Here is a 16042-nt window from a genome sequence, read left to right on the forward strand (position 1 = left end):
GGCGCTCATGGATAAAGTATTAGGAACTTATAACGGAATGGAATTTACGGTAGGAGGAACACTCCTCGAATTAAGCTACCTGGTAGCCGCACTGCTGTTTGTGCTGGGATTAAAACTGCTAAGTCATCCGGAAACGGCACGGCGCGGAAACTTTTATGCCGGAGGCGGCATGGTGCTGGCCATGCTAACCACTTTGTTGTTGCACAAAAATGCCAACGGCAGCGGTATCCAACCCGCCAATGTCTGGATTATCCTGGCGGCCATTGGCGTAGGCTCAACCGTTGGCTGGATCATTGCTCGAAAAATAAAAATGACAGCCATGCCTCAACTGGTTTCTTTTTACAACGCTACCGGAGGAGCTGCTTCGGCCTTGGTGGCTCTGCTCGAATTTCCAAATGCCGATATGAGCAACTGGGGATCGGTACTGGTAACCCTATTGGGCCTCATCATTGGGAGCGTTGCCTTTAGTGGAAGTATGATCGCTTATGGCAAGCTCGATGGCAAAGTGAAAGATATTCGTGGCGGCTACATGAGCTACGTAAACTTAATCCTCCTTGCCGGAACCTTTGCACTGGCCTTCTTCATATTACTTTCAGGACAAACACCGGCTCAGCTCAACTGGGCCATCTACCTGCTTTTGTTTGTGTCATTGCTTTATGGGGTTTTGTTTGTCATGCCGATTGGCGGAGCCGATATGCCAGTTGTTATTTCACTCCTGAACAGTTTTACCGGAATTGCAGCAGCAATGGCTGGTTTTATTTACAACAACCAGGCAATGATTCTTGGGGGTATTTTGGTAGGTGCTGCCGGAAGTATTTTAACCTTGCTCATGTGTAAAGCCATGAACCGCTCCTTGCTGAATGTCATTATCGGAGCCTTTGGCGGAGCAAATGCAGCAACAGCTGGCGCCGAAGGAACAATGAAGGAAATGACACTCAGCGATGCTTCTGTTTTGCTGGCCTACTCGCGCAGTGTTGTCATTATTCCCGGCTACGGACTGGCAGTTGCTCAGGCCCAGCATGTTTGCCACGAGCTGGATGAATTGCTGGCATCCAAAGGAGTAAACGTTCGCTATGCCATTCACCCGGTAGCCGGTCGCATGCCCGGACACATGAATGTATTGCTAGCCGAAGCAGATGTTCCCTATGACCAGCTGGTTGAAATGTCGGACATCAACCCGGATATGCCAAGCACGGATGTAAGCATTGTCATTGGCGCCAATGATGTGGTTAACCCTGCAGCCATCAACGATGCGTCCAGCCCGATTGCCGGCATGCCGATCATCAAGGCACACGAATCAAAAAATATCATTGTGATGAAACGGGGACGCGGGAAAGGCTATGCAGGCATTGAAAACAGTTTGTTTTTCGATGATAAAACACGCCTGCTGTTTGGAGATGCCAAAAGCACGCTTCAGAAACTCGTCAACGAAATAAAAGATTTATAAGACTTTCGGTCATTCAGAGAAGGCTGCTCTAAAAGAAAAGAGCAGCCTTCTTTTCACCCCAGCCATTCATTCCCATACTACACATTCCTCTCATTTCTCGTTATACTCATGAAAAAAAATGAAAACAATGCTTCGGTCAGCTTGTTGTTCAATTTGTAGTTTTTAAAAAGCAACGATAAAAACGCAAAACCCTTTCAACAAGGAACAAGCAATAACAATTAGACAAAACAATGGATATTGACTCACGCCACCATTCATCTTTACGCCCGTTATTTCCGAATCAACAACACCAATCAACAAACAGAAAACTGGCTACAAAAAGCCATCGAATACATCAACTTTGTTTCTATACGAACAAACATTTAGTTCACGGTCTTCCCTTGATATACATCAGACCAAGATTCGACCCAACAACCAATTAAAAACACGCATTTTTAACACAATTAGACTGAGCACATTCAACCTGGCTCCGTCCTCAACTAAAAGGCAAAAACAAATTATGGCATTCATTACTTTAGACACCCAAAAGCTAAAGAAAAACTACGATTACCTGGAAGAACTTTTATCCCAAAATGGTATCACCTGGGCTGTAGTATCCAAACTACTCTGTGGCAACAAGCGCTACCTGGAGGAAGTAATCAAACTTGGTGTTAAGCAACTTTGCGACTCCCGGGTTTCAAACCTGAAAATGATCAAATCCATATCCGATGAAATTGAGACAATCTACATAAAACCACCCCCCAAGCACTCCATCGACAAAATTGTCAGGTATGCCGATATCAGTTTCAATACTGAAATTGAAACCATCACCCGCTTATCCAAAGAAGCCCAAAAACAGGACAAAATCCATAAGGTCATCATCATGATTGAAACCGGTGAGCTACGGGAAGGTGTTTTACAGGAAGATTTTCTTGACTTTTACGATGCGGTCTTCAAACTGCCCAATATTGAAGTGGTTGGCATTGGCACCAATTTAACGTGTATGTACGGCATTTTGCCAAGTCACGACAAACTAGTCCAGCTTTGCCTGTATGAGCAACTGATTGAAGCGAAGTTCAACAAAGAAATTGAATATGTTTCGGGTGGAGCCTCCGTTACTGTTCCCCTAATTTTCCAGGGATTACTGCCTAAGGGCATTAACCATTTTCGAATTGGTGAAACTTTTTTCCTGGGAACAGACGTGTATAACAATGTGACCTTCGACCAAATGGAAAACGATACTTTCCAGCTATACGCAGAAATTATCGAACTGACCGAAAAACGCATGCGCCCCATCGGCGAACTGGGCAAAAACCTGCTGGGCGAAACCGTCATTTTTGAAGATACCGACCAGTCAGCAACTTCACATCGGGCATTAATTGATTTGGGCTTGCTGGACATTGACGAAAACCACATCAAGCTAAAAAATAAAAACCACAAGATAGTCGGTGCCTCTTCGGACATGCTCGTGGTAGACCTCGGCAAAAATGAGGAAAATTACCAGGTCGGATCTCTTCTCGAATTTGAAATGGATTATATGGGTGTTTTAAGAATCATGAATTCGAAATACATTGAAAAACGAATCAAAGCCGAATAAGCCTTTCAACCAAGGCTGCAACATCGCCTTGGAAGGCAAGAGCGGTATTTTTATCACTTCAAAAAAGCAAAACTGTTAACAAACACCTATTTTTAGGATTTACGGATATTTATTGACTTTATTCATGATATTCGCTCATAATCATTCAGAAGCACCGATCTAGAAAAAGAAAGGAATCCGTTTTTTGACTTATTCCTTAGGATTACTAAAAGTTCAAGCCACTTTCAGCTACCTATTAAATCTTGATAAGCTGATTTTTAAGCGCATAGATAATCACTTCAATAATATTCCGGGAGCCTGTTTTTTCCATAAGGCTTGCCCGATGACTTTCGACGGTCCGGCCTGAAATGCATAGTTCTTCAGCAATATTCTTGATTGGCATGCCCTTGCAGGAGAGTTTCAGAACTTCAAGCTCCCTACTTGAGAATTCCACCTCAGCTGTAACAGTACTGTGGCCATAGTCTATGCCCACAGTACGCCCTCCTCCCGAACCAAACTCCTTTTGAAGCCGCAAAACAACAGGATCCGACAAGCTAATGTCCTCTTCTTCAAGAATAGTCACCAATTGCTCAAACGCTACATGTCCGACCTTTTCGCTTCTCCTCATCGGCATGAGCAAGCCGGTTAATAAGGAGAAACCATTGTATTTGATACTAGGAGCAACATAAAGGACAAACTTCTCCTGAATACCCAAAGCCGAAAGAATCGTTACCTCCTCTTGAAAGTTACTTAGCAAACCATTCATGCATTGATTAATTCGATCCTCAATCCGTGCAAAGTTTGTTTTTCCAACCAAATCGCTAAACGGAGTGTCTGTCAGGGCTGACTCTCGAATCCCCACCATCCGGTTAAAGGCATGATTGGACTCATAAATAGTTACCCCATCAAAAAGGAAAATACCATTAGGCGAATAATCAACAAAAGCCTGATACTTGCTTCGTCCCAGGTTAACCAGGTATTCATATTTCTCTAAGCGCGTTTTAATGGAAGCAAGCAAGGTTTCATTTCTAAAAGGTTTAACCAAATAGTCGTCAGCCCCTAACTCCAAGCCTAATCGTATTTCATCTAAGCCCGATTTGCCGGTAATAAAAATGAAAGGAATCCTCTTTGTCAAATTACTTTCTTTTAAAATATTACACACCTGGTAACCATCAATTGGGGCCATTTTAATATCACATAAGATCAAATCCGGACCGTACTCGTAGGCCTTTTGAATTCCTTCACCTCCAGAGCCCGCAATAACAGCCTCATAACCATTGCCTTTCAGCACATTTCGCAAGGTTTTAGAAAAGGCTTTATTATCATCAATAACAAGAATCTTTTTTACAGCCATGTCCAGGTAATCAAAGTATTTATTTATCTACCGATGGGGTGGCTTTACCATCTATCTTTTTATGTATATTGCTCTCTTTATCAGGAACTTCAAATTACAACATCTTAAACAATTTTTCGTTCTTTTTCTCGATTTATTTCCGGAACGACTCATTTAAAGCCTCCAATACTCTTCCGACAAATGAACAGCCTCCTGAGCTCACAATACTTTTACGACAATCACATCCTTTTATATTATACTGAACACATGTTAATATAAATCGCTAAATCACACAATCCGTATTTTTCCTGAATTTCAAGCAACACACTTTCCGTAAAAGTCCTTATTGAATCCGACAGGGGATTGTTGGAAATTTGATAGTCGAGCTTGAGTAGTAAATAAATACCGGGGATAATAAATTTTATCGTGCGATCAATCCTTGCTTACTATCATAACATTATGTATTTCTCCCCGAAAAGGTCCTTACAGACAAGACGATGAACAAATAAAACAGTGTAAAACAACAAGTCATATTCTTTCTGAAACAGAGAGCACTTTTACAATAATCAAACATAAACTAAAACAATAAAGTATGAAGAAACTAATTTATCTTTTAGCAATGATGCTAACCATAAGCATGGCAATGGCACAAAACACTTCAAACGTAACCCAAAACGGTCCTAGCAATGATGCTTCTGTTGAACAAACAGGAACCAATAGTTCGGTTATTCTTCAAACATCTATCGCAACTGGTAATGAAGCAACAGTAAAACAAAATGGCGGAGGAGCAGGAGCAAACACGAGCGACATTGAACAAGAAGGAGGAACAGGAGGAAAACAACAGGCATTTGTAACTCAAGATGGCTCTCTCAACACTGCTATCCAAAAGCAACTTGCTCCATGGCCCGGATATGATGTGGCCAAAATAGACCAAACAGGAACAGGCAATAAGGGTGAGCAGTATCAAAAAGCCTATAACAACACGGCAGAATTGATTCAAGACGGCACATCCAACACCTCCTTGCAAGACCAAACCAATAGTGGCGATCCCAAATGGAATACTTCAAAAGTAGAGCAATACAACTCAAACAACGCCTCTACGACCATTCAGGGGGGAACCAATCAATACGTAAAAGTATATCAGGAAGGGGATGGCAACAGCTCGTTTGTCACTCAGGCAGGCGGAGGCTGGAATGGCGGCGGACACAACGCCGAAGTTACCCAGCTGGGGAATGACAATGACGCAAGCGTTGCTCAGTCTGGAGCTGCAAATAATGTTGATGATGACAATGAAGCATACCTTCTGCAAGATGGTAACGGAAATACAGCCACCCTCGCCCAAGATGGAATGGGAAATAAAATTGATGCTGGTGATGATGGCTATATGAATAACGCACAACATGGGGATTATCATACGCTAACAGCAAACCAAATAGGCAATGAAAATTACCTCTACTACAACACGGGAAATGGGTCGGAACTCAATGAGGCTACCGTCAATCAGTTAGGCTATGATGACAATGCACAAGTTCTCCAATGGGGCTCCAACGGTTCAGCCACGGTATACCAGGTTGGAATTAGCGGAGTGTATTCTTATAATGGCGACAACAACACGGCTGTAATAACACAATGGGGCTTGAATCAAACATCAAGCATTAGCCAAACAGGGCAAAACCATACAGCCAGCACCTACCAACAGAACAGTGGCAACACTGCCGAAATAATCCAAGCAGGAGAGATTTTCGATGGATCAAATCAGCGGTACTCTTCCGGATGGCCAGGAGCTCCATTTAACAATCAGGCAAGAGCCAAACAGTACGGCAATGACAACGAGCTATCGATAACGCAAACCGGAACAGTAAACAATGGATTTATTGACGAAGACGGAAACGAAAATGAAGCAGACCTGCTGCAAGACGGAGAAGACAACTGGGCCCTTATCGATATCCTGGGCAATACGAACGTTGGAATGGCATCGAGCACCGGCAACTTTAACACGATCAACTTAGACATTACAGGCAACTCAAATGGATTTGACATTAGTCAAACCGGCAACGGAAACCTCTCGGACAATTCGGTTGTCGGCAATGCTAATTCAGTAAATGTTACACAGAATTAAATAATTATTTTACTATTAACTTAAAAATTAGAGGCATGAAAAGGTTTAGTTTATTTTTTGCACTTGTGTTTGCCGTAAGTATGACAATGGCACAGCATGTATCAACAGTTATGGAAGATGGCGATGGAAACAGCGCTAATATCACCCAAGGCTTTGACGGAAGCGGGACTTCGTTGGATGGCAATATGTCATATGTCGATCAACTTGGAGACGACAATGATGCCATGGTTACCCAATACAACAATGGCTATGGCGGACAAGCTCACAACTCTGAAATATTTCAAACTGGCGATGAAAATACCGCCTCAGTAGAACAGCAAAATGCAACGGGAGATGCCTATATCAACCAGGTAGGTAATGGAAATGAAGCCAATATTCTAGAAGTTGGGAACTTTGGCACTCCTGCTCCCGCAGCCGGAATTGCTCCATATGATGCATATGCTTCTCAAGAAGGAGATGAGAACACGGTTAATATGAGCATTTTTGGTGATGGAGCTTCTGCTGTTGCAATCCAAAAAGGAGATTACAACATAATCTATCAGGAACTTGGTCAGGATGTGGGAAACAAAGTGTTTAAATCCAGCGCTTATGCCAACCAAATGGGAGACTCAAACGAGGCTATCCAAATAATGGAAGGGCAAGGTTTTGCAGGAGCAATTGAGATCCAATTTGAACGAGAAAGAATCTGGCAAACCGGAGACAATAACTATGCCCACCAACTACAGACTGATGACATACTTCCTGGCGGTATTAACTACGCAGAGGTTAAACAAACCGGGGACTGGAATGAGTCATGGCAAACTCAATCTGGAATGAATAATGATTCACGAGTTACTCAAAACGGCAACTCGAACTGGTCAGTCACAACTCAGTTTGGTAATGACAATGTTGTTGTAGTCCAGCAGAACTAAAACGCAATACCTGCCACCATCTCTCCTATCTGGAAAAAGGCGAGTCCTTGAATCCTTATTTGATGGTTTAAATCCCCAGCCTTCGGGCTGGGGTATTACACCCTAAAGCTTTTGCCAAATGAAACAAATTGTATCCTTTCTTATTGTATTGGTTTTCACTTCTGCCGGGTATGCACAAATCAGCATTCAACAAATTGCTCCTTCCGGCATTGAAAGTTTTCAAGGATTAATGGGAACAAATCAGGATAAGTCCAATGTTGCTGAACTGATACAAGCCGGAGATGACAACCAGGCCTTCATTAGTCAAACACAGGAAAACCAATTACTTACCGGCAACCAGACTTATGGATACCAGGAAGGAACCCAAAACAGCATGAATTTTATACAGGAAGGAAATAACAATACCTTACTAAGTTTTCAGATGAACTATTTAAGCACTCTGTGGAATAGTTCTGGCAGTGCGGACTACACCAAACTGTTATCGGAAATGTTGCCAATAAACACTTCCTTTTCCATGGAAATTGCACAAGCTGAAAACAACTCAATAAGCGGGAAACAAACAGGTCAATACAATGGACTAATTACTTTACAAGCCGGGAAAGACAATCAGATATACACAACCCAAACGGGAATAAACAATTACCTGTTGATAAGCCAGCTAGGACAAGGACACTTGGTTCAGGATTTCTTGCAGCAAAATCAATCTGCTGGACTCTTGGTTGAAACAATCTCTCAGACCGGCAGCAACAATATGTTGGAGGTTACCAATGCCAGCAGCAGCCAGCTCTACGGAAACCACTATTCGCAAACAGGAGAAAATCTCTCTCTGCAAGTAAATAGTAGTTTTTTATCCACTACAGGAGGAATGGAAGTCACTCAAACCGGTCAAGATATGAAAGTGATAATTGACCAATCCTATTTCCCAACCCCCTAAAGATCAGATAGTGATTCTGATTATAACCATATTATCCCTCTTCTCCCTAACGAATAACATCAGTCAGGCCGACTCGACAACCAGTCAGCCTGCGCCCAAAGTACTACAGGAACTGTTGGAGAAGATTACTCAAAAAGCAACAGAGGAGACTGAGATTGAAATTGAAATCGAGATCGACGGACTACTCGTCGATAATACCAAAACGAAGATCGGTCGCGACTTTTACGATTTGTTCTATGCAAATTGGGAGCCGCCCGTTAACGCTAAAAACTACACGATAACCATACTGGAAAAACCATTCCGTCTGACTTCAACGCTCATCGTAGTTTCCATAAACGAGAATGTTGTTTACCAAGCTATTCTTCAACCCCGGCAAGAAATTGTCGAGCAACTTTCAGAACAAGCAGCAGCAGTAACCTTCAATTACTTGAAAAACTACGAAGAGATCATGCGACAACTCAATGGAGAGGACCAGGCTGGCACAGGAATATTTTAAAAAATTTAAACCAAAAAATGATGAGGATTCTTTTTAATACACTAATCATTGTATTTTTTTTCGTGGCAGGAAAAACATACGCACAGGATTTTATTTACACCCCAAAAAATCCGGCCTTCGGGGGAAATCCCTACAATTTCAGCTGGTTGATGAGTTCTGCTCAAGCGCAGAATGACATTACCAAAGACACAGAGGATGCCTATAGTCGCTACAGTTCCGATCCACTGGAAAATTTCACAGAAAGTCTGAATCGGCAAATTCTAAGTCAACTGTCCCGGCAAATTGTAACCAAACAATTTGGAGAAGATGCTCTGCAGGCTGGAACCTATACTTTGGGAAATTACCAGATTGAAATCGGTGATCAAGCCAATGGGATCAACATTACCATTTTAGACGCAGCCACAGGCAGTCAAACAACTGTTGAGGTTCCTTACTTTTAAACTGGTTCATCCAATAAGCTAACCATGATGAAACAGAGACGAAAGCTGTATAGGGCTTCGTGTGCGCTATTACTTCTGATGTTTATGACCGCTTGTGGTTCATACATTCATCAGCCCCTAGCCCCTCGACGCGCCTCATTGGGTCCCGAAACCCCGGTAAAAAAAGACCTTTTGGAACTTCCCAAGCCCCAGGAAAAGATTGTGGCTGCTGTCTACAAGTTTCGTGACCAGACAGGCCAATACAAACCTTCTGTTACAGGAGCAAACTGGTCAACTGCCGTCACGCAAGGAGCCACCACAATCCTAATCCGTGCTCTTGAAGAATCAGGTTGGTTCATTCCCATCGAACGGGAGAACATCTCCAACTTGCTGAATGAACGCAAAATCATCCGTTCGAGCCGTGCACAATACGAAGGAGACAATGGCAACGGAGCATTACTGCCTCCATTGCTTTTTGCCGGTGTTATTCTCGAGGGCGGCATCGTATCTTATGAATCCAATGTCTTTACGGGCGGTGCCGGCATGCGTTATTTTGGAGCAGACCTTTCGGGACAATACAGGGAAGATCGAATCAGTATTTATCTGCGTGCTGTTTCAACAGCCAACGGAAAAATTCTGAAAACCGTGTACACCACCAAATCCATCCTTTCGCAGGAAGTATCGGCAGGCTTTTTTCGCTACGTAAAATTGAAACGCATTTTGGAAGCGGAGACCGGATTCACCTATAATGAACCCACTGAAATTTGTGTAACTGAAGCCATCGAAAAAGCTGTTGAAAGCTTAATTATAGAAGGTGTTTTTGATAAACTATGGGCGCTTGAAAACCAAACAGACACGCTGAGTAGTGCCTTTTTGCGATACGAAGAAGAGAAAACCGAAAACCTGACCAAAGACCATGTGGGAAGGCAGTTTAAAAAAGAACGATTTCACGGAAAACTGAGTCTGGGAATTAAAGCCGGAGCCCTGTACTACGATGGAGACTATACGGCCGGAGATATTCGCCCCATTGGAACGTTTACCATTGGAAAATCAATTACCCCACACCTTCATCTGGAACTGGAGAACTCCGGAGCCATGATCCATGCTCAAAACAATTTTGATCTCCGCGAACTCCTCTCCCAACTTAACTTCAACTACTATCTCCTTCCCTATGAGAAATTATCGCCCTTCGCCTACTTGGGAGCTGGAGCTGTTCATCGCTCAGGAACCCACGATGTTGGTCTTTCAGAGAAACGTTTTATTACCTTTGCCAGCTTTGGCGGCGGAGCTGAATACCTGCTGACCAACAAAATGGCTGTGTCAGCCGAAGGGTATCTTAATTACATGCTTAACGACCGGTACGATAAAGTTATCAGCGGTGTTTACAACGATTCATTTTATGGCTTCAAGTTAGGCTTGAAATATTACATCAAATAAAAAAATACGGATATGAAAAAAATAAATCACATCAGCATCTTCCTGCTCTTCCTCCTGCTCCTGGGCGCATGTGAAGATGAAAAAGTTGACGTTACCTACTACGGCAGTTTAAACGGGGTAATTGTTGACGGAGAAACTTACGAACCTTTGGAAGGGGTACTTGTAGCAACCAACCCCGCAAGCTCATCTGTGCTTACAAATAATTCGGGCGAGTTTTCCTTCAGCAAAGTTCTCAGTGGCGAAGTAAGTGTGACGGCACGCAAAAAAGAATACCTGAGTAGTACACTCATCGTTTCCGTTTATGATCGGGAACAGACTCAAATGAACATCGTATTACAAAAAGACGATAAAGATTATGGCTCGGTGACTATTTTCGATCCGGTTCCGGGCAATGGCGCGGTTGACCAGCTCCGGTCATTCACCATGCAGTGGAAGGCAGATCAGTCAAAATCAGATATCAGCCTTTCCTATGATATTTACCTCTTCAGATCCAATTCGAGTACACAAACCATTGTTGGAGAAAGCCTGACGGTTAAGGAGGTTGTCGTTGACAACCTAGCCGATAACACCACTTACTATTGGTATGTAGTGGCTAAATACGATGGAAACATTGTCGCCAATGGTCCAACCTGGAGTTTTAAAACAGGAGATAATTCAGACACAAATTAAACAAAAAAAGAGCGCCTGATTAAAGACTAATCAGGCGCTCTTTTTTTAAAGAAAACATCACTATTTCACCGGAATATTCTCAAGAGTGGCAACCATAAAGTCCCAGAATTTTTGAACGGTGGCAATGTTCACTTTTTCATCAGGCGAATGTGGGAAACGAATCGTTGGTCCAAAAGAAATCATATCCCAATGAGGGTAAGTTCCTCCCAGAATCCCACATTCCAAACCGGCATGAATGGCTTTAATCTCGGGCACTTTGCCATATTTTTGCTGATATACTTCCTGCATGGTTTTCAGAATTGGCGATGCCATGTTAGGCTGCCAGCCCGGATAGGCTCCGGAGAATTTCACCTTTGCTCCGGCCATGCTAAATGCAGCAGCAATTCGCTTGCCCAGGTTCGCTTTGGCTGAATCAACAGAACTGCGCATCAAACAAGCAATGTCAATCGTTTTTCCGGCTACATCCGACTTCACACTGGCCATATTGCTCGATGTTTCCACCAAACCAGGCATGCTGTCACTCATCCGAATTACGCCATTGGGGCATGCCAAAACTCCTTTGGTCAAATTAACCTGAGTGTTTTCATCAATCAACTCTACAGGAAGTTTTGTTTCAACAATACTCAGACTCATTTCCGGCTCAGTCGCTGAAAGTTCCTTTTTAATCGCAGTAAACTCCGTTTCAATCAGTTTTTTCAGCGAATCGCTTTTGTCCGCTTCAATAGTAATAACACCAAACGCCTCGCGAGGAATAGCATTGCGCAAACTTCCGCCATTGATGCTTGCCAAGCGGGCTCCAACAGCCAGATAGGCTTCATTCAGCAACCTGAAAAATACCTGGTTGGCGTTGCCCCGCTGCAAAATAATATCCATACCTGAGTGACCACCCTTCAATCCGGTAATATTCACTTCAAAAGCAACCGCATTGGCCGGCACTTGCTCTTCGGTATATGTAAAACGGATGCCAACATCTTCTCCTCCGGCACAGCCAACATAAAGCTCACCTTCATCTTCCGAGTCGGTGTTCAACAATATTTCGCCTTGCAATACACCCGCCTTCAATCCTTCGGCTCCGTCCATTCCTGTTTCTTCTGTTGCCGTAAACAGCACTTCCAGTGGGCCGTGTTTCAAATCGTTTGAAGCCAGAACCGCCATGGCTGCAGCCACTCCGATTCCATTGTCAGCTCCCAGGGTAGTGCCATTGGCCGTCACCCAGTCGCCATCAACAAAAGCCTCAATCGGGTCGTTTACAAAATCATGTTCCTTTTCGCTGTTTTTCTGCGGAACCATATCCAAATGCCCCTGCAAAATAACCCCTTTCCGGTTTTCCATACCCGGGGTAGCTGGCTTTCGTACTATAATATTTCCAACTTCATCCTTTAGGGTTTCCAGGCCCAGTTCTTTTCCAAAGTTGAAAACAAATTCCTGTACTTGCTCTTCATGATTCGATGGACGTGGTATTTGGGTTAACTGGTGGAAATTCTCCCAAAGCTTGCTGGGTTGCAATTCAACTATTTTCTGACTCATAACTTATCGTGTTAATTTTCTAATTCCTTAAAAGTACAATTTAATGACGTAACTTGTTTTTGACTTATATCAATTGTAAACGAAAGCCCCATACAACAAGTCGTATAGGGCTAAATTCAATTTTGAAAATTTTTGGTTGTGTCGAAAGCACGCCTACTTTTCCATTACATTTTTTACGGCTCCTGTTGTTGGATGAAAAGAGATGCGGTAGCTTCCATCCAGCAAGCTCTCCGGAAATGGAGCCACCGTGCCAAACTGGGCAATGGTTGTTCGGGCAATCGCCATGGTATTTAATCCGTTCAGAACCTTAATTTCGGCTTTCCCCGGAATCCGGTAAAAAATGCCGCTTTGTCCGGCAACAGCGCTGGCCGAAGTTTTCAGTTTCTCCTGAGCCGATGATAGATCATCCAGCTTATTCAGATCCACCACAATGGGCTTGCCACTCAAATCCGTTTTGGGAAGCACGCCTTTGTTTTCAGAAAACCGGAAAGCCACTTCGCCTGACACATCGCTTCCTCCAGGGATGAAATCGAAACTGTATTCAAATGACTTTGTGTATGACTTGCCAACAAATAGGCCAACATATTCTTCTTCCAGCTTGTCCAGCTCTTCAACCATCAACTCGTAAGCACGCCCATCAGGCAATTGCTCTTCGTAGGCATTGGCCAGGGATTTAAAACGACGCTTACGTAACTTAGTTACCGTGTGGGCAGCTTCCTGCGCTTTTTCTTCAATGGACTTGGTCACAAAAGCCCGGCTACTGGCTGAGTCCCCCATTTCATAAAAAGGATTCAGAGACAAATCCAAAAACGGGAACTCCGGGGTTTTGGTATCGCCCAAAAAGGTTGATACGGCGTAGTTTTCTGCCGCAGTAGGTGTATCTGAATTAATGCCTGCCAAAACTCCCGACTCCGTCAGGCTTAACATGGCCCCGGCACGCCCCATGGCCTTGTGAACTTGCTCCGGATCGGGCTCACTAAAGGTTTCAATCTGAATATCCGTAATGGTCCAGCGCTCAAAATCCGACGAAGGTGCATTTTTAATTCCCAACAAAGCTTCGGCATATTGAAAATAAGGTCCGTGAAAGAACTTCTCCTGTTTCGCCTTCACATGAATACGAACACCGGTTCGCGGTAAACTATACACCATTCCTTCCGTAGGAACAGTCAGATTGTCATTACTCTTTTTATCATCTTTTTGAAAGCCAAAGACCGTGGACGAAACCAAAATCAAGGCCACTAGCACGTATGTTTTCATGGTTTAAATCAAATTAAAATTGAAATCAAAATTAAATTATGAACCTTCAAAAATGAAGGACGGAAACAAAATTAGCATTTTCTTGTCGCCGCACAGAAATAAGAACCAAAAGTTTAGGCTTTTATTTTACCAATACAGAAAAAGCTTCGCCCAAAGTATCAATCAAATCCCCCGCAATCAAAGCAACTTCCCCCTGCTGTTCAGCAGCCAGATCTCCTGCCAAACCATGCACAAACACGCCTAGCTGAGCCGCATCAAGCGGTGTAAAATGCTGCGCCAACAAACCCAGAATGATGCCCGTTAAAGCATCGCCGCTTCCGGCTGTTGCCATGCCCGGATTACCCGTTGCATTGATAAAAACCTGCCCATCGGGACACGAAATGCAGGTATGAGCTCCTTTCAGTACTACAATAACCTGGTATTTTCGGGAGAACTCCATTTGCTTTTGTAGCCGGGTATAAGAATCAGGCGTCTCTCCCACCAGGCGTTCAAACTCCTTGGGATGCGGGGTTAAAACCGTGTTAACAGAAAGTAATTCCAGCCACTCCGGATGGTTCGCTAAGATATTCAGGGCATCAGCATCCAGCACCAATTTTGAAGGATTGGCTTCCAGCAATTGTTTTAGCGCACGCTGAGAATTAGGCTTCACACCCAGTCCCGGACCAACACCCACTGCGGTGAATTGTGTCAAGTCCGGAAACTCGGTAAACATCAAGTCTGAAGCATCAATTGAACACATGGCTTCTGGAATGGCCGTTTGTATTATTTGATAAGCCGAATGGGGAATATGCGTTGTTAACAAACCTACTCCCGAACGCAAGCAAGCCCTTGAGGAAAGGATAGCCGCTCCCACTTTCCCATAAGAACCTGCTACCAGCAAAGCATGTCCGTATGTTCCCTTATGCGAAAACTTCTTTCGCCGGGTCATTTTATTCGTCACTTCATCAAGTGTCACCAAATGAAAAGGCGTTTCGGTCGCAGCAATAGCATCCGGATGAAGCCCAATGGGCAAAACTTCCCACTGTCCGAGAATTTCGTCATGCTCAGGAAATAAAAAACTCAGTTTAGGAAACTGAAAAGTAAGCGTATGCGATGCCCGTACTACAGCCGATAAATCATTTTGACTGTTATCCTCGCCAAACAATCCACTCGGAATATCAATGGCAATAACCTGCGCCCTCGAACTGTTGATTTTTTCAACCACCAAAAGTGGCAAGCCATCCAGCTTCCGACTCAGGCCTGAACCAAACAGGCCATCCAATACGATGCCATCAGAGGGAATAGCAGGAATAGCCGTTTCTGAATCAATAATGCCAAGTGCTACTTTTCCCTGCGCTTCCAGTCGACGCCAGTTTTCTGCCGGCGATCCGGTCAGCGCCTTTCCAAAATTGAGCAAGAACACCGAACACTGATAATCGTGGTCTGCCATCATCCGCGCAATAGCCAACGCATCACCGCCATTGTTCCCCGGACCAGCAAAGAAGTAAAGTGTTTTTTCGTTGGAAATATGATGAATCAACCAATTGGCAATTTGAAGCGAGGCTCGCTCCATCAGGTCAATATCGGCAATGGGTTCATTCTGAATAGTCAATTGATCAATCGTTGCTATCTGTTTAGTGGTCGGTATTTTCATGTTTTTGACTTTTCCCGAAAATACAAAAACATCATCAAATTGCCTAGCAACAAAATTGTTTAAACGAGCTGGAGCCCTTTTTCAGTATCCTTGCCGGTGCGGCCCCGAGAGCCTGCCACCGGAAAGTTTAGAAACACAAGGACACCATTGGTTTGTAATGCTGTTAATTGGTGGTCAACGACTGCTCATCTTCTTCCAGCCCCAGCTCAGTCATTTTCCAGTACTTGCCAACCATGTCGCCATCATAGGTGTTCGACACGTTTTCAATATCGTAAATAATCTTCACCAGCTTATCGTCCAGGTAC

Annotated in this window: 13 protein-coding genes; 9 read left to right on the forward strand and 4 right to left on the reverse strand. The window is 43.7% G+C overall.

All coding sequences use genetic code 11. The features are described 5' to 3' along the window. Positions 1-7 precede the first annotated feature (7 nt). Together Q1A18_RS11265 and Q1A18_RS11270 are read left to right on the forward strand one after the other, a co-directional pair. On the forward strand, positions 8-1447 hold the full coding sequence (locus Q1A18_RS11265) for an NAD(P)(+) transhydrogenase (Re/Si-specific) subunit beta (RefSeq protein ID WP_299579804.1): 1440 nt from the start codon (positions 8-10) through the stop codon (positions 1445-1447). Between the two features lie 499 nt (positions 1448-1946). Next, positions 1947-3023 (forward strand): alanine racemase, encoded by a 1077-nt coding sequence (locus tag Q1A18_RS11270; protein ID WP_299579807.1) that lies wholly within the window; start codon positions 1947-1949, stop codon positions 3021-3023. 235 nt (positions 3024-3258) lie between these two features. Here Q1A18_RS11270 and Q1A18_RS11275 read toward each other — a convergent pair whose 3' ends face one another. Then, positions 3259-4356 carry a response regulator gene (locus tag Q1A18_RS11275; protein WP_299579810.1) on the reverse strand — a complete coding sequence of 366 codons (1098 nt, stop codon included), beginning with the start codon at positions 4354-4356 and terminating at the stop codon, positions 3259-3261. Positions 4357-4927: 571 nt separating this feature from the next. Between Q1A18_RS11275 and Q1A18_RS11280 the strand changes: the two genes are divergently transcribed. The 7 genes from Q1A18_RS11280 (at position 4928) to Q1A18_RS11310 (ending at position 11320) form a co-directional block, all read left to right on the forward strand. After that, positions 4928-6454 (forward strand): hypothetical protein, encoded by a 1527-nt coding sequence (locus Q1A18_RS11280; protein WP_299579813.1) that lies wholly within the window; start codon positions 4928-4930, stop codon positions 6452-6454. A 35-nt stretch (positions 6455-6489) separates the two neighbouring features. Further along, positions 6490-7365, forward strand: a complete 876-nt coding sequence (locus Q1A18_RS11285) for a hypothetical protein (RefSeq protein WP_299579815.1) — start codon at positions 6490-6492, stop codon at positions 7363-7365. Positions 7366-7483: 118 nt separating this feature from the next. Beyond that, positions 7484-8299 carry a hypothetical protein gene (locus tag Q1A18_RS11290; RefSeq protein ID WP_299579818.1) on the forward strand — a complete coding sequence of 272 codons (816 nt, stop codon included), beginning with the start codon at positions 7484-7486 and terminating at the stop codon, positions 8297-8299. A gap of 10 nt (positions 8300-8309) precedes the next feature. Then, positions 8310-8795 (forward strand): CsgE family curli-type amyloid fiber assembly protein, encoded by a 486-nt coding sequence (locus Q1A18_RS11295; protein ID WP_299579821.1) that lies wholly within the window; start codon positions 8310-8312, stop codon positions 8793-8795. A 17-nt stretch (positions 8796-8812) separates the two neighbouring features. After that, entirely contained in the window at positions 8813-9235 is a 423-nt protein-coding gene (locus Q1A18_RS11300) for a curli production assembly/transport component CsgF (RefSeq protein ID WP_299579824.1), read from the forward strand. 24 nt (positions 9236-9259) lie between these two features. After that, positions 9260-10651 carry a CsgG/HfaB family protein gene (locus Q1A18_RS11305; protein WP_299579827.1) on the forward strand — a complete coding sequence of 464 codons (1392 nt, stop codon included), beginning with the start codon at positions 9260-9262 and terminating at the stop codon, positions 10649-10651. Positions 10652-10663: 12 nt separating this feature from the next. Beyond that, positions 10664-11320: a carboxypeptidase-like regulatory domain-containing protein gene (locus Q1A18_RS11310; protein ID WP_299579830.1), complete on the forward strand. Its 657-nt coding sequence runs from the start codon at positions 10664-10666 to the stop codon at positions 11318-11320. A 60-nt stretch (positions 11321-11380) separates the two neighbouring features. Here Q1A18_RS11310 and Q1A18_RS11315 read toward each other — a convergent pair whose 3' ends face one another. From Q1A18_RS11315 to Q1A18_RS11325, 3 genes are all read right to left on the reverse strand, one after another. Next, on the reverse strand, positions 11381-12847 hold the full coding sequence (locus tag Q1A18_RS11315; RefSeq protein WP_299579833.1) for an aminoacyl-histidine dipeptidase: 1467 nt from the start codon (positions 12845-12847) through the stop codon (positions 11381-11383). 153 nt (positions 12848-13000) lie between these two features. Further along, the gene (locus tag Q1A18_RS11320; RefSeq protein ID WP_299579836.1) at positions 13001-14104 is read right to left on the reverse strand and encodes a DUF4831 family protein; all 1104 of its coding nucleotides are present in this window, start codon (positions 14102-14104) and stop codon (positions 13001-13003) included. 121 nt (positions 14105-14225) lie between these two features. Next, positions 14226-15737: an NAD(P)H-hydrate dehydratase gene (locus tag Q1A18_RS11325; RefSeq protein ID WP_299579839.1), complete on the reverse strand. Its 1512-nt coding sequence runs from the start codon at positions 15735-15737 to the stop codon at positions 14226-14228. Positions 15738-16042 lie beyond the last annotated feature (305 nt).

The organism is uncultured Sunxiuqinia sp. (assembly GCF_947495665.1).
GTDB lineage: Bacteria > Bacteroidota > Bacteroidia > Bacteroidales > Prolixibacteraceae > Sunxiuqinia > Sunxiuqinia rutila.